Source organism: Spartinivicinus marinus (assembly GCF_026309355.1).
Taxonomy (GTDB): Bacteria; Pseudomonadota; Gammaproteobacteria; order Pseudomonadales; family Zooshikellaceae; genus Spartinivicinus; species Spartinivicinus marinus.
Genome location: NZ_JAPJZK010000001.1, coordinates 5,161,437 through 5,181,357, shown reverse-complemented (window position 1 = coordinate 5,181,357; position 19,921 = coordinate 5,161,437). Strand labels below are relative to the sequence as shown.

The following is a 19,921-nucleotide window of genomic DNA, read 5'->3' as shown; positions in this document are numbered from 1 at the left end:
GTTCTCGTTGGAAGTGCTAAATAAAGCTAGACTAGAGTGATGCACACACAAAATAAGGTAACTACTTTTTTACGCATGAACCATTAGCAGCCTATATAAAATGCATAGTGAGTTGAAATATTTTGATTCATTTTTAGGTCTCAGTAGGTAAGTTGGCGGACAATACTAAGCTGATCATCAAATTAACCAGACACTATTCTGATTAATAACCTTGAGAAGCAACAACACTACTATTTTAATTTTTTAATACACATTTTGTTAATAGCAAGATGTGAAGCAATAACTTTTTATAGCCAAAGCGAATGGCTTTTAGGGGCGACCGTCGAACAATGAAGCACCATGAGTTTATGTTTTTTTATAAATGCTTGGGGTGAAGAGCGACGACAACAAACCCTAAAAGTCATTCGCGAAGGGTATAGCAACACTAAACTGTCTCAAGGAGTGCTATGAAGGCAACAATTCAAGGTAGTCTTGCCGTATTAAACCAGGCATTTAGCCTAATCCAACAGTTGTCCATTGATGACTACCAAACCCCAATAGCCCCCTTAAACAGCTCCATTGGTCAGCATATTCGTCATGTACTTGATCACTACGCTCACTTACAACACTGGGAGCCAGGCAGCGTGCTGGATTATGATCAACGCAAACGAGGTACTGAGATTGAATCTAATCCAGCTGCAGCCTTAACACAGATTGTTTGCCTGCAAGAATGGCTCAATCGCTTATTGGATTTAGAAAATCAGTCTATGACTTTACGTAGTTTGGTTGTTGATAACCCCTCTCCGATCAGCTGCGCAACCAGTTTTCAACGAGAGCTCTTATTCAGTGCCAGTCACGCGGTGCATCATTACGCGTTAATCAGCGTTATTCTGAAGCTAAAAAAAATTCCTGTTGACGAGGCTTTTGGTGTAGCCCCTGCTACTTTAGAATATCAGCAACAGCCGTTGCGAAAGTTGTAAATTCAATGTGCACAATAAGTTGGCTAGTTCATAACGACCACTACGAAGTTTTTTTTAATCGAGACGAACAAAAAAGTCGTGTTGCCGCACTGCCCCCTCAGCTCGTTAATCACTCCCCCACCCTTAGCTTAATGCCCATTGATCCTGTAGGAGGGGGTAGCTGGCTAGCAACAACGGAGTATGGACAAGTTATCGCACTACTCAACCTCTATCAGGCAGATATAGGGGAAATATCATCAGAACAGCAAAGCCGTGGCCTGTTGGTTCATCAATTAGCCAGCTTTACTAATTGGCAAGCACAACAACTCTGGTTAAGGCAACTTGATTACAATTTATATCGCCCTTTTAGCTTATTTATTTTTACTCCTACCTGGCACAGTAACAAGCAACTAAAACAACTGCTAGTTCATCAGTTCGACTGGGATAACCAAACCCTTCAGCAACAGCAGCCTAAACAACCCTTTTTTAGTTCGTCTTCCGTTGCCACCCAAGCCGTTTTAGCTAACCGCCATGCTTGCTATAAAGCACTAGGGTATGCTTCAGGCACCCCAACTCCTATTCAAAGTAAGTCATCCCCATTAACCACTAGAGATTTATTACAATTACACCGGAGTCATCAACCCAGCGCATCGGCCTATTCCATTTGTATGCATCGAGAAGATGCCCAAACCGTTAGTTTTAGCCATATCAAAATCAATCAGCAGCAAACTGAGTTTGACTATTACCCTGATTCTCCCTGCCAACCCCATGAGCCGCAACGATTTCAACTAAAATGCCAGGTTGCTGATATTCCCAATGCGTAAGGTATACAAAACACTACAATTTTATGACGAGAAAGTAATCATAATTTGAAACTATGAACTATAATTAGTCAGAGTAGTGTTACTTTAGAAATGCATTTTTCTGACGTGTAAATTTAAATTATGATGGCAGCACAATTACGACAAGAGTCGACCTATAATCCAGACCTTATGTGGGATTTATCTCACTTAGCTAACAGCCAGTTAGCCAGTGATTTTTTCCTACAAATCTCACATAGCTTTTGTATTTACAGCCCAGCAAGCCACAAACTCTACAGTCACTTTAATGTTGAGTCTGTTGATGATGGTGGTCGTCTCATCATTGAGCCAACCCCTTGTGCTTATGACAATACCTATCAATTCATTACACCGAACAGTATTAAAAATACAGGTATCATTTTGTATTCAGGGAAGTACTTACATCGTAATGGATATTACCTAGGCATACCCATTCATAAAGATGAATGTTTAAAACACTTTTCTCTTACCAAAGGTATTGAGTTTCTTAATCAAACCTTTATGGAAAATACTGGTGCACCATTTCTTCCTATAATCCTGAAGGGTGATTTGCAAGCCTTCAAAACTACAGCCCCCTACCTACACCTGCATCGAGCAGACATTGCCAGTATGCAAGAACTCTCAGCACTAGACAGAGGGGATTTATTTAATACGATTTTAGACCGATTCAGTCTTATTATTCATGCTGACAAAGCACAACATTAGTATTAGAAAATGACTACACTCGTTGTCATTTTCTAGGAAATTATAGAATGCTTACTCAGCATAATAAAAAATAACTACGCCCAAATAAATTTGGTCAAAATTCGACCTCAGATATTCTACTGATCGATATTTAAAACAGTGTTTCATCATCATTTTTTTTCAAAAATGCCTAAAGCTTGGCTTTTCAAACGGGGCAAATTAATTATCCTAGCGCTTCTCAAATCCTAAGCTTGAGCTTGGCGCTTAGTTGGAATTTGCGCAATGCTAATTGTCGTCCATACTGAGTTGTTGAGTGGCTTTTAACCTTGTGGTCAAAAGCTGTATGCCTAACGGGGGCGTCAGGCATGGTCGGTGCTTAGGCACCAGTCATTAATACCCAAGGATTTGATCGTATCCATTTACCTTAACTCAACGAGAATAAGGGGCATAAAATGCACACTAAAATGTTAAAGGCAGCTCTAGTTGTCACAACAATGGCCATTATGACTGGTTGTGCTTCTAGCAGTCGTGTTGATGCTATCGAAGCTGATCTTGCTGACGTGAAAGATCGCTTAGGTCGTGTTGAGGCAACTGCAAACAGTGCTGACGCTAAAGCTGATCAGATTTTAGAGAAATTAGATCGTATGAATCGTTCTCACTACAGCAAGTAATCAGCACCCGTTAGTGATACTTTTAAGGCTACCAGTAGGTAGCCTTAAAACCCTTCCAGAAACCACGCCATTATCATCTGACAGCCTTATAGGCAGAATTTCTCCTGCTTACACCAGCAAGCAACATTCTCATCTAGCTAAAACTTGCCCAAGCCTATTTCAGCTCAACCGTAATAATACGTTCAGGAAAATGTTCAAGAGAGCCAATAAAAAATGAAAGGCTGTACCCCTCATAGATTATTAATAGAGGCACACAAGAAAGAGAAAAGATAAGAGCACCTACGATGAGGTGCTTTAGAGTACCCAGGAAAGTCTTTAAGGAAGAGGTGGTACGTGGTTTACTTTTGTAGCAGATGTCTTTAAGTCAGCAGATACTTTCACTGGCATACCTTGTTGCTCAGTGAGAACATCTAAAATCTTTCGCTGATCAACCGTTGCCTTTTGCTCATCAATCACTTCAAACCAGCTTTCCAAGGCGCGATAGGGTGCTGCTTGATGATGCTGTTTTTTTTCAGACAGAGGCTCGTGGGCTTCCACATAAAATTCACCATTTAGCTTGCCAATTTTATAAGGCTCATGCATCACCCTAACAGGCGCACCTCGGTCGACCCAGTAAAATAACTCTTCAATATCATCAGGAAACAGTCGGATACAGCCATGGCTTACCCGCATCCCCACACCAAAATCCAAGTTGGTCCCATGGATTAAATAACTACCACGAAATCCCAATCGCAAAGCAAATTTGCCTAAAGGGTTATTCGGGCCTGGTGGAATGACATCAGGCAAAAACTCTCCTTTCATTGCCCGCTCTTGACGAATTGACTCAGGAGGTCGCCAGGAGGGGTTAGGTTTTTTCTGGGTAATCCTCGTTTTACCTAGTGGTGTTTCCCAACCCTTACGCCCAATTCCAATAGGGTAAACCATCACGACTGGATCATTCGGCGGATAATAGTAAAGCCGGAGTTCTGCCAGGTTAATGACTATTCCTTTACGTGGGCCTGGCGGCAAAATCATTTGTGTTGGTAACACGACTTCCGTTCCATCGCCAGGAACCCAAGCATCCACTTTAGGATTAGCTGCTATTAATGCTAAAAAGCCCACTCCTTCTTTTAAGGCTAAATCAGCAAATGTATCAGTATAAGTCGTTCTAATAATTCGCTGATCACCTACAACGTCATCACCATTTTCAGGTAAAGGAAAAGTCAGGCAGGCACCGAGCTGGGGCAATAGTATCAACCACCAGGCAGTCATAGCTCGCCGCCAGGCTTTGAAGCGCCCAATGCTTTTTAACCGACCAATCCAGACCCTGATTGGTATGATCAAGCGATTAATATGTTTCACTTGTTGACAAACAATGCTTACGCTTTGCATTGTGAAAAATCACCCTGGTTAGTTACATCAGTGAAAGCATTTTACTGATGCCACGTCTTTTTTCCGGGCATAATTCTTCAGTTTATGAAACAGATCAAAAATAATGAAATATTTAATTGAGTGATTATGGAAAGTCCTTAGAAGTAGTTATTCTTCCGATTTTTACAAAAGGGAGGCCTCATAGTCCATGTACCAACATAAAGCAACAGTTTTCCCTTATTTTATCCCTTATTCACTAACTGTACAGCTTGTTTAATATAGGTACATTATGCCAGTAAAAAAACATGCGAGAAAAGCTGTTTTTGTGTTTGCTACACAGAAAATACCACCTGCTACAAAAATAACTTTTACACAGTGACTACATACTGAGCCTAATAAAACGTCTATTTTATTGCAGTTGTTTTACACTTTAAATTCACTAACCAACGACTCCAGGCGTTTGGCTAATCGCTCTACATGCTGTCCTGTATCTAAGCTACTTTGTGCATCACTTGCAGTACTCGAAGAAATGTCATTAATTCGGACAATACTGCTATTAATACCATCGGCTACCATTTGCTGTTCTTCTGCCGCCGCCGCCATTTGAGTATTCATTTCATTAATTTCTGAAACAGAGTTACTAATTTCACTTAAAGCTTCACTCAGCCGTTCAACCTGACTTTTATTGCCTGTTGCTCGCTCAACAGAACGATTCATCATTGCCACTGCCTCACGAGAGCCTGTTTGTAAACTTTCTATCATTTGCTGAATTTCTTGGGTTGCATCCTGAGTACGCTGGGCTAAGGTTCTGACTTCATCAGCAACCACCGCAAAGCCACGCCCCTGCTCACCTGCACGAGCAGCCTCAATAGCCGCATTTAATGCCAGAAGATTGGTTTGCTCTGCGATACTACGAATCACATCCAACACAGAACCGACTTTATCGCTATCTGCCTCTACTCGTTCCATAGTACTGGCTGTTTCCGATACTTCCTTAACCAGTGCTTCAGAAGACACGTTAGTTTCGTTGGCAATTTGAATACCCTCTTCACTCAACAAGTTTGCCCGATCCGTTGATTGCGCTGCTGAAGCCGCATTGGATGCAACCGTTTGTGCAGTAGCATTCATCTCTGTTGAAGCAGTTGCCACTTGTTGTGATTCAGACTGCTGTTGCATAACGCCATCAGCAGTACTTGCACTTAAGCTAGCCATTTTATTAGCCGACTGCTGCAAGTCCACCACTGCATCAGTAATATGTTTTACCGTATGATTAAACTTACTCAACATACCGTTAATAGCACTGGCAATTCGGCCCACCTCATCCTTAACATCCAGTTTTATTTGTTTGGTTAAATCCGCGTCTTGTTGAATAGATAAAATATTATCTTCTAACTTAGTAATGGGGTAAGTGAATAATTTAGAAACCACCATACTCAACAAATAGGCAAGGATAAAAAACACCACTACCACACCAATACTGACTTGAGTAATAAAAACCTGTAATTCATCGGCCTGTTCAAAGGCCTCCTCTTCATCAATTTCACTCATGATTGCCCAGTTCAACCCCTCTATGGCTAAAGGGCTATAAGCAGACAATACAGGTACATTGCGATAATCAGGAAAAATTTGAAAATCTTTTTTGCCAGCAATCGCCGCTTGGGTGCCTACTGTTTTTACCGGTTGCAGCCCTATGGTTGTTCCCTTGGATAAAATAGTATCAATAATTTTACGGTCGATTTTTGCCGCGACCAGCGCAGCTTCATAGCCTTTTGCATCCTCAATTAAAAACCGACTCATACTCCGCATGGTATAATCAGCACCTACTAAATAGGTTTCCCCTGAGTTTCCCAATCCTGTTTCCTTCCAATGTTTTTCATGGGTCATAATTAAATTAATGCGATCAATGGGCATCTGAAAAATTAACACGCCCAGCTTTTTACCTTGATCATAAATAGAAGTCGCAATAAATGATGCAGGATCTTCATAAGAGGGTGTATAACTGGCAAAGTCCGTTAAATGCACTTTTCGATCACTGGTATTAACTACACCTTTAAATGCTTCTCCTATACCTGAATTAGCATAAGGCCCACTTTTAAGAGAAGTGGTGTAATCTAATTCTTTAAAAACAGAATAAACAATATCGCCTGTCTCTGAGTCTACTAAAAAAATATCGTAATATTCAAAACGCTGGAGAAATTCACGAATATGAGGATGGTATTTAGCATGAGCTGTTGCATAGTTAGTATTTCCATCCAGCTTAATCAAGCTATCCTTCTCGCCTAGGGGGTTTGGATTTGCTTTAATAAAAGCATGTTGTAATGCTATAGAATCATCATCTAATTGATTAAATAAACTGCCAATTTCTTTTTTTGTACCACTATTTCGGCTTGCATATTGGTTATTATAGTCACCATCATAATACTGCTTGAGTTCAGATTTAAGTTTATTAATCTCTAACTCTCCAACCTCACTACGGTAATTGGCAAAGGCCGTTTTAAACTCCGCCATTGCATCAATAATCATCCGATCATTAGCAAAACTCAGCACTTGATTACGGATGGTACCAAAATACCGTTCAATCTGTTGTTTCTTTATTTCCCTAATAGAAACCAATTGCCCGTGAGCCTGGACCTCCAATGCATGACGCGCAGACTGATAACTTTGAAAACCTAATATAGAGGCTAACACGATGAGGGGAATTAAAGTAACACTCATGATTATGAGTGTTAATTTCATGCGAATACTTTTCATCGTCCACTACACCTTCTACTCAAAAGTGACAAAATCACTGACTGATGACTTTAGAATAGACGAACCCCATGAGTTTGCGAGCCCCTCCGCTGCTAGCTCACACGGGCTGTGTAGATGATGTAGTAAAGATAAAGAGCAGGCTAACCAAATTGTCCACTAACAAATGGATTCGTGCATTTTTCCTGACCAAATGTTGAATTAGGACCATGACCAGGAATAAACTCCACCTCATCACCCAGTGGAAATAATATTTGTGTTATAGAGTGAATCAATGCTTCATGATTGCCTTGAGGAAAGTCAGTTCGGCCAATCGAGTCAGCAAAAATAACATCGCCGACAAAGGCTAGCGCCGTAGGCTGGTGATAAAACACGACATGCCCAGGCGTATGACCGGGGCAATGCAGTACATTCAGTTTTTCTTCCCCCACTGTTACTTGATCACCCTGCTGTAACCACTGGTCAGGGGTAAATGCTTCCACTGGTGGAAAACCAAACATTTGGCTTTGCTCAGGTAAACCATCTAACCAAAATTTATCCGCAATATGAGGACCAATAACAGGTACTTGAAAATGGCGAGCAATCTGTTGAGTAGCTCCTACATGATCCAGATGCCCATGGGTTAATAATACTTTTTCCAGCGTGACGCCAGCTTTTGCTACAGCGGCAATTAATCGTTCTGTCTCACCGCCTGGATCAATAAGTGCTGCTTTACTGGTCGCTTCACAAATAACCAGTGAACAATTTTGCTGAAAAGGTGTTACAGGGTGAATTTGGTATTTTAACATGCTCAATTACACTATTGTTTTTTCTCAATCAGGCTTCAACTATTCGTTAACATGACTATTTTTTAGCTGGGCCCATTAATGCAAGGCTAGCAGTAGCAGCACTAAAGGCACCGCCAATCATTTTTTCGAAAAGTATAAGCGGCTATGTTTTCTTGATCTATCACTCTCTACAAACAAGTTACCAACGCTTGCGATTGCTTTTGGGTTTAAAGCCAGCAGGCTTGTCTTTAATCCAATCAATAAACCCGGTAATCTCCTGGCAGTTTAATAGTGCTTCCCGGCTATTGTATTGCAAGCCTAAATCCCGTTCACTAAAAGAGGTATGAATATGGGAGTGACAAGGGCGACATAACCACAATATACGGTTCGTCATTTCCTGGCGGCTAAAACGCTTAACAAAAATTTTTCGGCGATGATGGGTACGGGGAATTAAATGATGCCGAGTGAGTGTTTCTGCTCGCTCACATAACTCACAATGCGATGGTTTACTTAAAAATTGGCTAACAACCTGATTCATAATTGTAGATTTTATGGAGTGATGATTGACCTGAAAGTCAGATTAATTCTGCCATCAGGGATTTTTTTTATCGAACGCTTGGGTACTTGGTGTTGCCAATATTGCTGGGTGGTTCCCGCCATGACCAGACAACTCCCAGCGGCTAAAGTCATCACCACGGGTTTAAGTCCATTGGATTTATAGTGCTTATGACGCATAACAAAGTCACGCTCAGCACCAAAGCTAACGGAAGCAATTAATGGCCGTGGACCTAGTTCTGGCTCATCATCACTATGCCATCCCATGCTGTCAGCCCCATCTCGGTAGTAGTTTAACAGCACACTATTAAATGAAGTATCAATGGCGTGCTCTACCACCCGCTTAATGTCTAATAAAACCGGACACCAGGTTAACGGTTTAAGTTGCAACCCAGAATAACTATATTCAGCCTGCTCATCTCCATACCAGGCAGTTAATCTAGGCTGATAACACTCACGACCAAATAGCTTGATTTGTGTTTGCTGCCACTGGATATGATTCATTGACGACAGTTGTTGAAAATAGTCCGCTGCCAGTGCCTGAGAAAATAACGTAGGAATATACCACACACCGGCATCAATAAGAGGGAGCGAGATAATATTAGGGCTGGTTAAAGCAAGTGACAACGGTTTCATTTCACTATTATCGCTAAGTTCATAATCGTAGGCTAGGGCCTGTTAACACTATTTGAATCACCACTGCCGGAGACTATTTTTTGTCCAGCAAGGCACAATGAGTGCTGTGTAGTCACTCTACATAAATGACTTGTAGCACGGCTGGGCGAAAAAATAATCTCGGCCCGAAGGGTTATGGCTGTAAAAGTTCAAATAGTGTTAACAGGCTCTAGTGCAGTATTCTAATAGTACCCCTGTAGCCAATTGACCTGAAGTAGCTCATATGAAAATCACTTTTTTAGGCACCTCAGCCGGAATTCCCACCAAGCAGCGAAATGTAACAGCTATTGCTGTACAACCACATCAGCAAGCAGACTGGTGGCTAGTGGACTGTGGGGAAGGCACCCAGCACCAATTGTTGCATACCTCACTTAGTCTGAGCCGATTGACAACGATTTTTATCACCCATTTACATGGCGATCATTGCTATGGTTTACCTGGTTTGTTAGCCACACGAGCGTTACAAGGGGGTAGCCAAAATATACCTCTGACACTCATTGGTCCTGCTGGGATAAAAGCATTAATAGAGGGAATCTGCCACCATACCCAGCTATACCTTAACTATCCACTCACTATTATTGAAGTCAACTCAATTCCAACGACATTAACAATCGATCAACATCAAATTGATGTAGTACCCATGGAACATAACATTACCAGCTACGGTTATTTGATTTCTCCGCCCGATATTCCCGGTCATCTTGATGCGGCCAAAGCTAAAGCACTTGGTATCCCTCCTGGACCAATTTATCAACAACTGAAACAAGGCAAACAAGTCATACTTGAGGATGGACGAGAAATTGATGGTAGTGATTTGCTTTCTCCTACAACACCGGCCCCCAAAGTGCTGATTGCTGGGGATAATGCTAATCCACAACAACTATTACCTTGGCTCAAGTCAGTCTCACTATTAATACACGAGTCAACTTTAACCGAACCAGAATTGCTGAGGTTGGCAACCACTATTCATCACTCAACCGCTGCGGCTGTCGCCAAAGTAGCCAATCAAGCTAAATTAGCTAATTTAATTTTAACCCACTTTAGCGCTCGTTATAGAGATTCAAGTAACCAAGGAAAGCTAACGATCAACGATATCCGACAAGAAGCCAGTAAGCACTTTCATGGCCAACTGTTTTTAGCAGAAGACTGGCAACAGTACACTCTCACCACTGAAGGTAAACTACTGTTGACTCAGCTCATTCAAAAACCAAATAACACTCCCGCCATTAACTGCTGAAAATTTAATCAAATACTCTATTAATATCCAATTAAAATGATTTTTAGGCATAACTTTGAATCAAGAAGCGCCATGAAACTATAAATAATAGATGATTGAGATAAGGGTAGTTAAATCCCCCTCAGTAATTGCTCCTGTATTACTCTAATTACTGGTACATCGTCAGGTGGTTAAACTGCCTGACTTTTTATCTAGAAAAATCGTTAATCTGTTATTTTGTAAATATTCTCATCAAAGCAAACAACATCAGCCAGACCAATTCTTTTCAAATAGTAAAAGGGCTTGTAATATCGTGCTCAATCATATAGAAACGTATGGCATTGGGTGAAAATGATCACTTAAAAAAATAATAACAAAAGGCCCCAACACTATGGCTAAACATTACCAGATATTTATTCATGATAACCACCCATTATTCCGAGCTGAACTTATTCGCGTCATCAAGTCACAACTGACCCAAACAACCTTATATGAAGTTGATAATCCATTACTATGGCTTAGTAAAATTAAGCGTTTGCCAGGCAATAAGCTACTGTTATTGGATATCTTAGCCGATGGAGGCTATGGGCTAGCTCATATTTATTACCTGAAACGCTATTCTCCACAAATAAAAATTATTGCTATGACCCCGACCAATAATGCCGATTCAACGGCAGCAAAAGCCTACTGGTTAGGCGCTAATGGTATTTTCCCAAAAAAATCAGGGGCAACCCAGCTCATCCAACTTATGCATAATATTAAAAACCATGGGCCCACCCCTAACTATAATCAACAAATTACGCCAGAAGAACGAGAACAACTCAGCTTTATTTGTGATCGGCTAAAATTGTTGTCTATCCAACAGTACAAAGTGCTGATATTACTCACTGCAGGCAAAGTTAACAAACAAATAGCGCAAGTACTTGGTGTTGCAGAAGCGACAGTTAAAGCCCATCTAACCAGTATTTTCAAAAAATTAGGTGTACGAAATCGCACTCAAGCAATCATTACAATGAAGATATTACAAAGCTATTTGATCAATAGGCCTTCATTTCAAACTGCTTAAATAATACGCTTCAGCCAACTCTTTTGACTATTTGAGATACTGCTAATAATCTAAGTTCTTAGCAGTATCTCACAATTGCGACGATATCCGCTAAAGTCACCATCACTCCTCATAGACCACTATACAGTTGCCAGTTCTAAAGCCGATTCACAACTCAAATCAGCCAGTGTGATATAATAACTGAGTTTAAAGATTGCCCATCAATAGGGCTGATGGTTAAAAACTAACTACTGAGTTATAAATAAGTAATGCGCTTTGGCTATAATAAGCGACAAGTTAAAAAGTCAGGATGTAAATTGTGAATAGTGTTGGATTAAGGTTCTTATCTCTCACCGCGTTAGCTACTCTCGCCGGGTGCTCTCAACTCCCCTCCCAACTCAGCTCAAGCGAAACAATCTTTCTTCACCTTAATCAACGAGTACTACTTAACCAGCAGCTCAATCAATATAGCAACCAAGCCCCAGTATTAGAGTATATTCAAACCTGCACCATTCAAACAGGTCAAACCCAACTATGCGGATTTGCTTATAGTGACCATTTAGAAAACTATTTGATTATTGAAGTATGTCCATCAAGACAATTAATAAGCCAGCAGCCTAATCGTCCACTTGACCCTTATGAAGGTATTTATACGATTACTCCTGATGGTACTGTGACCCATTACCCTTGGTATAACAAGCAATTTAATCGTTGGAGTTGCCTGGCTAAGCGGGGTGATTCCAGTGAAGAAGCCAAATATGGGGTTATGTTAGGCAACAGCAAAAATAACATTCAAGCTATCGGTTATCGCTATCAAATAGAATCACAACAAGGCGTTCATCAATTACAAACAACACCAGATGGAAAATTAACTGCTATAAATCAATAAAAATTTAATAGAAAAGCTGTTTGTTAAGTAAGTGCGATATAGCAATATAAGGCGGGGAAAATATACACTAACCTATAACTGCCAGGTTAGTGTTATATAAACTAGTTTGACATTACTCACAATAAAGCCAGCAAGATTAGCGACAGACAAATAGAGTTGCATTGACGCTCCCCTGCTTACTTTAACTTAAATTGAGTATATTCACCTAAAGGGCACCATAAACTTGCTATGGGTGAGCTGCCAAAAGCACGGTGGTTATCGGAGCCACCAGACCACTCCGACACCACTCGTTGGGTTTGTCTTTTTTTACTAGCCCGTTTTGCTTTATTAGATTTTTCATGAACACCACCTTTTTTCAATAAAGGCGATATTGCAATAGGATTTCGCCAGCTAATTTTTCGTTTAGCCATTGTGTTTCCCTCTTCACTTTAAGGATTAATTGTTTACCGACTGATACGACATATTAATCATAACTTCATAAAAATAATGACCGTTATGATTACTTCTTTTCAGACCATAAATTTAAGGCAAAACAAATCCATTAGGGTTTAAAAAACTATAACCCCAAACGGTTAAATTAGGCTTCGATACATACAACCGTTTATTACAAACCGAAGATGTTCAACCCTGTATTATGGCCTTGAAAAATTAAAGGCATATGCTTCCTTAGCCTTTTCACATAAAAAGCAGTTTTAGAAAACTCAGCCTAATGACTGTGGAGATTTTAATCAGCTATTTTTTAGCTTATATAAACAACAGTTGACATTCTAATGTATACCTAAAACATGAGTATTAAAAATACCCAGCAAAAAGTAGCTACATCAAAGCCTAAACCGCTAATGCCCAGATTGCTTAATGACAAGATAAAGACAAGTAAACACTGCCACCAACTAGCAGTTTTAATTGCTAAGGTCATCTAGACCGACACTTGCTACTTGCCTTAAATTTAAGACATAAAAAAACCTGGCCTTGGCCAGGTTTTCTGGCTTGGGCAGTTACTGTTACCGCCCAAGCACAAAGATGTACTCAAGCAATCACAAAGCTGACTGATCGCAACCTGTAAACTTAATCATGAGTACACCTCCTATATTCATTCAAAAAATCTTCAATTTCATTGACTAGCACCGTAACTGTAACAAGAATTGTGTAACAGCAACGTTCTTAACTCAGTGCAGAGTTGATAATTCTAATACTACTTAAAGTTATGTCAAGCATTTTTTTCTATACAATAATTATTTTATTTTAGCTTACGTAGTTTTACATACTCATCATTTTTGCTGATTAGCCTGAAGCCAGCCATCAATATTAGAGCTTATATACCCAATGCGAAGGGTTTTAGTGACGAAGCCCATTGAAATAGGTGACTGGGGTGAGAAGCAATGATAACAAAACCTAAAAATGATTCGCGACGGGTCTACTAAATCAAGACGGTGATCATTTGTATTTAGTGTAAATTTTTTGAAAAGTTATATTTACACCCAAAGCGTCGTCGATACACTTAAGGGCACCTCTAATACAAATAATATACTAAAGTAGTATTACTTATCTGTAATAATATCAGCACAATGCTCTATATCTCGGCACTGATTATATAGTTTATGAATGGATTTTGCAGTATTTTTCCCTTATTTTCACACACTGGGTGTATTTGATAATGGCCTTGTATCTGGTAGTCGAGTGTATCTATAAATATATACCCAATGTGAAGGGTATCTCATATAATTAGTCATTGATCTACAAACGTTAATGGCCATAAAAGAGTGTACTTGAATCTCTCCTACCAACATTATTCAAGAATAGTAACTCAACAAGCAATCTCTACTAATACTAAGAAGAACAGAGACAGCAAACAATGATTAGAGGTGCCCTTAATAAAAGCACTATCGATTATTACTAAATGTGGTATGCACCCATTGATTCATGGGGCTATAGTCTGTTATTAAAACAGCTCGATTTAGACGGAGAAGTAAGTGATGTACGATTTAGAAAACCAAATCAAGGAAGTTGAGCAAGAGCTAGACACCCAGGCCAAAAGCCAAGCTTCTGTTGCAGCTGAATTGTCCTCTGCCTTGGACACCAGCCTGGACGAGCAAGCACTTGACATTGAAAATGCGAAGCTCAATGAAGTATGGGCTAATCAAGAGAAGCTTAATGCCAATATCGCTTCTCTGATTATGGGGCTAGACCAAGTCACCTGCCAGCTGGGTACGGATTTTGATGCCCTTAGAGAACAGTCTGGAATGGAGAAATTCATTGGTATTTTCAGCAGCCAGAAAGCCGATGAAATGCGGGCTGATCGTATTAAAGAAGCTGATATCAGTGAAAACCTGAATGACCTGATCGTTCAGTCAAATAAAATTGTATCTATTTTGCAAGGCCAGGAAAAAGTCCTTATTGAGCAACTGGAAAAAGGTGAGAAAAACCTAAGCCATACGATTGAGCAGCGTCAGCAAACGGTTGAGTCACTTGAACAGGTTAAACAACAACTCAATCAACTTGACCCCAAGTTAATTGACCTCGAAAATCAAATCAGTGAAGCTGCAGACCCAGCCAAGCGCGCTTCTCTTGAAGCTGAACTGCATGAGCTGAATCAACAATACAACTCTCTACGCAACCAAGAACAATCGATGCTGGTTAAAAGTCAAACATTGGAAAAATACATTGACATGAACAAAACCAATGTAGACTCACTGCATAACCAAAAAACTGCACAACAAGTATTAATAGATAAATTAAAAACTGATACCGCCCAACGGGTGATTCTGTTTGAACAATACCAGCACTCATTAAAAACCTCTCAACAACAGGATGTGGCCCATCGGTTAAATGAAATCGGCTCTGCAGTAGACCGTAAAACCCAAGAAGGCATGGCTCATATTGCAGCCGCTACCAACAACCGCTTAATGGATATGATGGAAAGCCATTCAGGTAATATGCAAGCATCCAAGGATATAATGGCAAAGAAAGCCCGGGCAGATGAGCGCTTTATGCGCCGCTTCCAAAATGTTGTGGCCAAACATGACTCAGCTGATTACGATCAATAAGGGCAAAATGTCATTTGGACTATCACATCACGTTATTTCCTCCAGCCGGCTTAAAGCCGGCTTGCTAGCATATTGCTATAGCAGGACTTCTAAACAATGCATGCGGATTCAAAACCCCCAACGGCTCAAAACTGGTTACTTGATACGCCAGAAGCCACCCGTACCTATTTTTGGCAACTGAACACTATCCTCAAACAGCTCTGCCAAATTACGTCACAACAAATCAGCCATGGAAATACCCTAGATGACCAAGTCACTCTGGATTATTTGAAACGGCTTAAAAACAGCTTTATTGCATTATCAGCTAAATATCAACTTAATGGACAAGTGAACCATCGGCAAACCTCTCATTTACTAGTCAATCCAACTGACTCCGGTCAACCAGTCAGGCAAACCTTATTAGAAATGGAGTTAGACTACGATAATAGAGCCGAGTTAGTAAATAAATACCCGCCTATTGATGAGCTTAAACAACAGCTTATCGATTATTGCTTACAACAAAAGAAAATTTCGCGCGATATTCAATACGAAATTGCTCAACAGCAATATCACCAACTATTAGACAGTAACACTTTATTTTTTTCCAGCAATACCCCCAAGCTACATCAAATAGCAAGTAATGAGGGGGAAGCAGCAAACAACCAACGCTATTTTATGCATTGGGCTGTATACGATGCCAGCAAGCATATCCCCAATATCTATCTGTTATATTTTGATACCTCTTCCCCGCTTAACCTGACAGAAGATGATGCAACCTGGCAAAAATTGATCGATCATTTATTAAGTCAGTCGTTATCCACATTAAAACTAGTCACTATTGCCAGTGAGCTGGATAAGCAGTTTCCATTAATCCACCCAAAACTGTTAAAAAGAATTCATATAGGCCCACTCTATTTAAATAATATGACTCAACATAACCAGGCTGTGCAGGACTTATTTAATCATGCTCCAATTGATAAACGCTGGTTATTTGCTTGGTCTGTTGAAAGTTTGTTTTCAAAGGGGATTTCTGAGGTCGCAAAAGGTTTTTTTGGACGCCAGCAAAAGCAAGTATACCATATCGACCATCATGACTTTGATGCATTTGAAGCGGGTGCCTCAGCAGTAGAACAAAGCATTATTTTACCCTATGAAGCTTTTCAACTGCTGGCAGAAATGCCTGACAACCCTTTACACGATGTTAATAAATACATTGTTTCCGCTGATGGCCATTTAATTTATATGTAAGGCAACCTAATGGATAGTAAACAATTAGTCGAAATTAGCGAACAACATATTAAAAAACACAGCCAGAATGTATACGGCACTTTGGTTGAATTTCAACACCGGTATAAACCTCAACAAACAGATCAGTCATCACGATTAAGACGTAATACCTTGCCAGGTACGTCAGCGACAGGCTTTGTTGAACAAACCCAGACTATCAAGCTGGTTGATCGAATTAGCAAGATCACCCCCGATCACCCCTTGCTTACTGACCAGCAACACCACTTAGTGACTGTATTCCATCGCGGCCTAGCCATTGCCACAGCGTTGATTGATGAGTTCAGCAAATTAACTGGGTTGAAGCAGCTCCAGGAAGACAACGCGCGTGGTACATTAGACAGCAGTTTACAACAAAAATTTAAATCCCTATTACAAACCAGCGCTTTTATTGGCTTGCACGCTTTTGCTGAATTTATTGAGTTTAAATATACCCAAGCGCCTAAGCGGGTCAGTTACCCAGAGCTTATCTTGGATATTCAACTCACCTCCCCCTTAGCCTCGGTTAAACATTGTTTAGCTCAGTACTATCAGTTAATTGACCAGTATGTAAAAACCGATGATGATCTGATCGGCTACAGTGTATTTTTTGCAGACACCCTGCTGGATGAACTTGCCCGCTTCAGAAGCAGCTTAGCCAATGTTGATAATTTTCAAGCCTATCACTTTCATGTTGTAGCCGATGATTTTAATGTTAATGGTTTAGAACGTCAGCAACAAAGACAGAAAAGCCAAGCACTGACCATGACCTTTAAAAAGCCTGAAGAGGTGGTTGGTAACGCAATTGCCAAGTTTCAAGCGCAAAAACTCGCCAAAATGCTGGCTTGCTATGATTTTAAACAACAACAAAATCCCTTTGCAGAATTAGGTGGATTTATCTTTACTTTTATGGGTGATGGAAAACCAGGCACCGGTAAAACCACTCTAATTCAAATGATTGCTGGATTACTCCACCAATATTGCGAAGTAGCAGGATATCCTTTTTATTATGAAAACTTTGGTCCTGACAATATTGACTCCTACCAAGGAAAGTCCGGCCAAAATGCCAAACAATTTATTCGTAATATCACCAACCCTCAAGTCATCAGTTTTGGTACCATTGACGATATAGACCAAGTAGCTGGTAAACGGGGTGATAAGCAAAGTTCTGCGGGTCAACAGGAAGTAACTGCGGTATTAATGGAGTCGTTTGCCGGTTCTGGTACCCGAGTATTAGGCAATTGCAGTTTTGGGCTATTTTCTAACTATCCAGAGAATGTTGATGATGCTTTACGCCAACGTGCCAGTGCTCGATTTTTAATTGATGGCCCACAAACCAAGGCAGATTATATTGATATCCTCGCTTTATTGTTAGGTAATAATCATACCATTCCGACTGGTGATGTTGAGCTATTCGCCAGCCAACAAATACAGCAGTTGATTCAATCTAACTACGAACAACATAACTTGCCCCAAGAAGAAAAACTGCTGGATGTTTATCAGCAAACCATTAAACAGCTTGGCTGCCTAGACTCATTAGAAAAACTTGGCCACTACTTAAAAAACATCCAACAAGCCGATGAGCGTTTCACCGGTCGGGCTATTAAAAACATTACTGATGCTGTCAAAGTACGCAGCATGGATTTTGATATGCCTGATGAGTGGTTTAGTGAGCCTGAATTATTTCTGCATAAACCCTATGATGAAAAACTACAAATGATTAAGTCCTTGCAGCAACCAATTACCGCTGAGATGGTTCTGCAGGAAATCAATCGCTATGCCGACTCTGAGTTTCGCTACGCCGCCTCATCTGATGAAGCATACATCAGCGACCGGGTGAGACAACTGACGTTAGAACAGCAAGTTCAACAGCAGTTTGCCAATCAATCACTCTCTCCCGTTAATAAGTAACAACGAACTAAGAGCACCCCATGAAATTGGATAGCGTACCAGAAAAATTGCTCTATGGTGACTTAATGGAAGTCACCAGCCCGCATTTAATCAACCGTTACAATAGTGCACTTACGCTATTAACAGGCAAGACTACCCAACTAACAGCATTTCACATCGACTGTAGTGGTTATTCACCAGAAGTGGCAATGGAGCTAAAGGAACCTGACTATCTTGATGATGCAGGAGCCAACCCCAAATTTATTTTATTATCGATAGCGCAACGAGATTTACCTTCTCTCAGTGAGTACTTCTCGTCTACCAGTGATTGTCTAAAACGGTTTATCAATGATAATCACCTAGCATTATTTACTTTAACAGCCTTAGATGCTATCTACGGTGAAATAGACAACAAGTTATATCGTATACAATCAATAGACGATATTATCAATGTTGATGAGGTGCAATTTCAAATTGACACCCCTAAACAGCTTATTTCTAAGGCGCTCAATTTACAGCAAATGATCGAGCAGCTATTAAACGAAGATAATCAACGTTGGTTAGATGATGATTATCTGCAAACCATTATTCAGTTAGGTAAAACTGTAGGTAATGTGCAACTGAATAAAATCGTTCCTGATACGCTCAACTACCAACAAAATAATTACTATACCTCTCATATGGGTGGGATTTACGTTTTTAAGGATACTCGCCCCAAACCCACCTTAATAACCATAGACCCACAATTTCCAAAAGATCAGTTACCTAACGATTGTAAGCACATTCATGGCCATGAATATCAAAAAGTTTCTCAGTTTTTAATTAAATATGGCTTAATAGAACCACTACAGAAAAGAAAACTGCAACAAAAGGTAGACCAACTTCGTTTTAAAAAACATCAGGTGATTATTGACCACTTAATTTCTATCGGCCAGTATTGCGACAAGCGACTCACTGAATTTCAGTTAAAGCAATTTATTAATCAAAATTTTGAAGACTTACCAGAAAGCTTTCATAAACTGCATGATTTAGTCGCCGCTATTGAACGACAGGAAAGGACTATTCCAAATAAAGACGAGTTAATGTTTCATACTTGCCAGGTTGCCAATAGCCCTAGAGCACAGCAATCTTACCGCACTATCAATCATCTGTTGAGCCATTACACGCCTTATAATTACTTACGGCTATATGTGTTTAATCGGCCCCGCTTTAACTTAGAATTCAGTCAATGGCCTGAAGCAAAACAACAATATGTTATGGATTACCTACAGCAACATCAGGCGATGATTGAAGCAACCACAAAAGCTGAACAAAAGGGCTCATAATGAGCCCTTTTGTTCAGCTTGATCATTACCGCTAAAAATGATT

The 19,921-nt window shown here is 40.2% G+C and carries 17 protein-coding genes; 11 read left to right on the top strand and 6 right to left on the bottom strand.

Features of this window, described 5'->3' with window-relative positions; all coding sequences use genetic code 11:
• The first annotated feature begins 446 nt into the window (after positions 1-446).
• The 4 genes from OQE68_RS23280 (at position 447) to OQE68_RS23265 (ending at position 3,132) form a co-directional block, all read left to right on the top strand.
• A complete protein-coding gene (locus OQE68_RS23280; RefSeq protein WP_180569758.1) occupies positions 447-959 on the top strand; it encodes a DinB family protein in 513 nt (170 codons plus the stop codon).
• A gap of 5 nt (positions 960-964) precedes the next feature.
• Complete coding sequence (locus OQE68_RS23275) at positions 965-1,762, top strand: NRDE family protein (protein ID WP_180569757.1); 798 nt, start codon at positions 965-967, stop codon at positions 1,760-1,762.
• A 120-nt stretch (positions 1,763-1,882) separates the two neighbouring features.
• Positions 1,883-2,482, top strand: a complete 600-nt coding sequence (locus tag OQE68_RS23270) for a hypothetical protein (protein WP_180569756.1) — start codon at positions 1,883-1,885, stop codon at positions 2,480-2,482.
• Positions 2,483-2,913: 431 nt separating this feature from the next.
• Entirely contained in the window at positions 2,914-3,132 is a 219-nt protein-coding gene (locus OQE68_RS23265) for a hypothetical protein (protein WP_180569755.1), read from the top strand.
• A 315-nt stretch (positions 3,133-3,447) separates the two neighbouring features.
• On the opposite strand, the gene OQE68_RS23260 is transcribed toward OQE68_RS23265, so the two are convergent.
• From OQE68_RS23260 to OQE68_RS23240, 5 genes are all read right to left on the bottom strand, one after another.
• Positions 3,448-4,503, bottom strand: coding sequence for a L,D-transpeptidase family protein (locus OQE68_RS23260; RefSeq protein ID WP_180569754.1), 1,056 nt, complete (start codon positions 4,501-4,503; stop codon positions 3,448-3,450).
• 402 nt (positions 4,504-4,905) lie between these two features.
• Positions 4,906-7,233: a methyl-accepting chemotaxis protein gene (locus OQE68_RS23255; protein WP_180569753.1), complete on the bottom strand. Its 2,328-nt coding sequence runs from the start codon at positions 7,231-7,233 to the stop codon at positions 4,906-4,908.
• Between the two features lie 140 nt (positions 7,234-7,373).
• Positions 7,374-8,018, bottom strand: coding sequence for an MBL fold metallo-hydrolase (locus OQE68_RS23250; RefSeq protein ID WP_180569752.1), 645 nt, complete (start codon positions 8,016-8,018; stop codon positions 7,374-7,376).
• 178 nt (positions 8,019-8,196) lie between these two features.
• A complete protein-coding gene (locus OQE68_RS23245) occupies positions 8,197-8,535 on the bottom strand; it encodes a hypothetical protein (RefSeq protein WP_180569751.1) in 339 nt (112 codons plus the stop codon).
• Positions 8,536-8,546: 11 nt separating this feature from the next.
• Entirely contained in the window at positions 8,547-9,188 is a 642-nt protein-coding gene (locus OQE68_RS23240; RefSeq protein ID WP_180569750.1) for an alpha-ketoglutarate-dependent dioxygenase AlkB family protein, read from the bottom strand.
• Between the two features lie 262 nt (positions 9,189-9,450).
• Between OQE68_RS23240 and rnz the strand changes: the two genes are divergently transcribed.
• The 3 genes from rnz (at position 9,451) to OQE68_RS23225 (ending at position 12,377) form a co-directional block, all read left to right on the top strand.
• Positions 9,451-10,464: a ribonuclease Z gene (gene rnz, locus OQE68_RS23235; protein ID WP_180569749.1), complete on the top strand. Its 1,014-nt coding sequence runs from the start codon at positions 9,451-9,453 to the stop codon at positions 10,462-10,464.
• 370 nt (positions 10,465-10,834) lie between these two features.
• Positions 10,835-11,509: a response regulator transcription factor gene (locus OQE68_RS23230; RefSeq protein WP_180569748.1), complete on the top strand. Its 675-nt coding sequence runs from the start codon at positions 10,835-10,837 to the stop codon at positions 11,507-11,509.
• Positions 11,510-11,807: 298 nt separating this feature from the next.
• Positions 11,808-12,377: a hypothetical protein gene (locus tag OQE68_RS23225; RefSeq protein WP_180569747.1), complete on the top strand. Its 570-nt coding sequence runs from the start codon at positions 11,808-11,810 to the stop codon at positions 12,375-12,377.
• Positions 12,378-12,553: 176 nt separating this feature from the next.
• Here OQE68_RS23225 and OQE68_RS23220 read toward each other — a convergent pair whose 3' ends face one another.
• Positions 12,554-12,787 (bottom strand): hypothetical protein, encoded by a 234-nt coding sequence (locus tag OQE68_RS23220; protein WP_180569736.1) that lies wholly within the window; start codon positions 12,785-12,787, stop codon positions 12,554-12,556.
• A 1,563-nt stretch (positions 12,788-14,350) separates the two neighbouring features.
• On the opposite strand from OQE68_RS23220, the gene OQE68_RS23215 reads away from it, so the two are divergent.
• The 4 genes from OQE68_RS23215 (at position 14,351) to OQE68_RS23200 (ending at position 19,878) form a co-directional block, all read left to right on the top strand.
• A complete protein-coding gene (locus OQE68_RS23215; RefSeq protein ID WP_180569801.1) occupies positions 14,351-15,421 on the top strand; it encodes a coiled-coil domain-containing protein in 1,071 nt (356 codons plus the stop codon).
• A 96-nt stretch (positions 15,422-15,517) separates the two neighbouring features.
• A complete protein-coding gene (locus OQE68_RS23210; RefSeq protein WP_180569746.1) occupies positions 15,518-16,648 on the top strand; it encodes a hypothetical protein in 1,131 nt (376 codons plus the stop codon).
• Between the two features lie 9 nt (positions 16,649-16,657).
• Positions 16,658-18,574 carry an ATP-binding protein gene (locus OQE68_RS23205; RefSeq protein WP_180569745.1) on the top strand — a complete coding sequence of 639 codons (1,917 nt, stop codon included), beginning with the start codon at positions 16,658-16,660 and terminating at the stop codon, positions 18,572-18,574.
• A gap of 20 nt (positions 18,575-18,594) precedes the next feature.
• Positions 18,595-19,878 carry a DUF6638 family protein gene (locus OQE68_RS23200; RefSeq protein ID WP_180569744.1) on the top strand — a complete coding sequence of 428 codons (1,284 nt, stop codon included), beginning with the start codon at positions 18,595-18,597 and terminating at the stop codon, positions 19,876-19,878.
• Positions 19,879-19,921 lie beyond the last annotated feature (43 nt).

Bases quoted from the DNA above. Each gene is read 5' to 3' on its own strand.
- OQE68_RS23280 (WP_180569758.1), top strand. From the start codon at position 447: ATGAAGGCAACAATTCAAGGTAGTCTTGCCGTATTAAACCAGGCATTT.
- OQE68_RS23275 (WP_180569757.1), top strand. From the start codon at position 965: ATGTGCACAATAAGTTGGCTAGTTCATAACGACCACTACGAAGTTTTT.
- OQE68_RS23270 (WP_180569756.1), top strand. From the start codon at position 1,883: ATGATGGCAGCACAATTACGACAAGAGTCGACCTATAATCCAGACCTT.
- OQE68_RS23265 (WP_180569755.1), top strand. From the start codon at position 2,914: ATGCACACTAAAATGTTAAAGGCAGCTCTAGTTGTCACAACAATGGCC.
- OQE68_RS23260 (WP_180569754.1), bottom strand. From the start codon at position 4,503: ATGCAAAGCGTAAGCATTGTTTGTCAACAAGTGAAACATATTAATCGC.
- OQE68_RS23255 (WP_180569753.1), bottom strand. From the start codon at position 7,233: ATGAAAAGTATTCGCATGAAATTAACACTCATAATCATGAGTGTTACT.
- OQE68_RS23250 (WP_180569752.1), bottom strand. From the start codon at position 8,018: ATGTTAAAATACCAAATTCACCCTGTAACACCTTTTCAGCAAAATTGT.
- OQE68_RS23245 (WP_180569751.1), bottom strand. From the start codon at position 8,535: ATGAATCAGGTTGTTAGCCAATTTTTAAGTAAACCATCGCATTGTGAG.
- OQE68_RS23240 (WP_180569750.1), bottom strand. From the start codon at position 9,188: ATGAAACCGTTGTCACTTGCTTTAACCAGCCCTAATATTATCTCGCTC.
- rnz (WP_180569749.1), top strand. From the start codon at position 9,451: ATGAAAATCACTTTTTTAGGCACCTCAGCCGGAATTCCCACCAAGCAG.
- OQE68_RS23230 (WP_180569748.1), top strand. From the start codon at position 10,835: ATGGCTAAACATTACCAGATATTTATTCATGATAACCACCCATTATTC.
- OQE68_RS23220 (WP_180569736.1), bottom strand. From the start codon at position 12,787: ATGGCTAAACGAAAAATTAGCTGGCGAAATCCTATTGCAATATCGCCT.
- OQE68_RS23215 (WP_180569801.1), top strand. From the start codon at position 14,351: ATGTACGATTTAGAAAACCAAATCAAGGAAGTTGAGCAAGAGCTAGAC.
- OQE68_RS23210 (WP_180569746.1), top strand. From the start codon at position 15,518: ATGCATGCGGATTCAAAACCCCCAACGGCTCAAAACTGGTTACTTGAT.
- OQE68_RS23205 (WP_180569745.1), top strand. From the start codon at position 16,658: ATGGATAGTAAACAATTAGTCGAAATTAGCGAACAACATATTAAAAAA.
- OQE68_RS23200 (WP_180569744.1), top strand. From the start codon at position 18,595: ATGAAATTGGATAGCGTACCAGAAAAATTGCTCTATGGTGACTTAATG.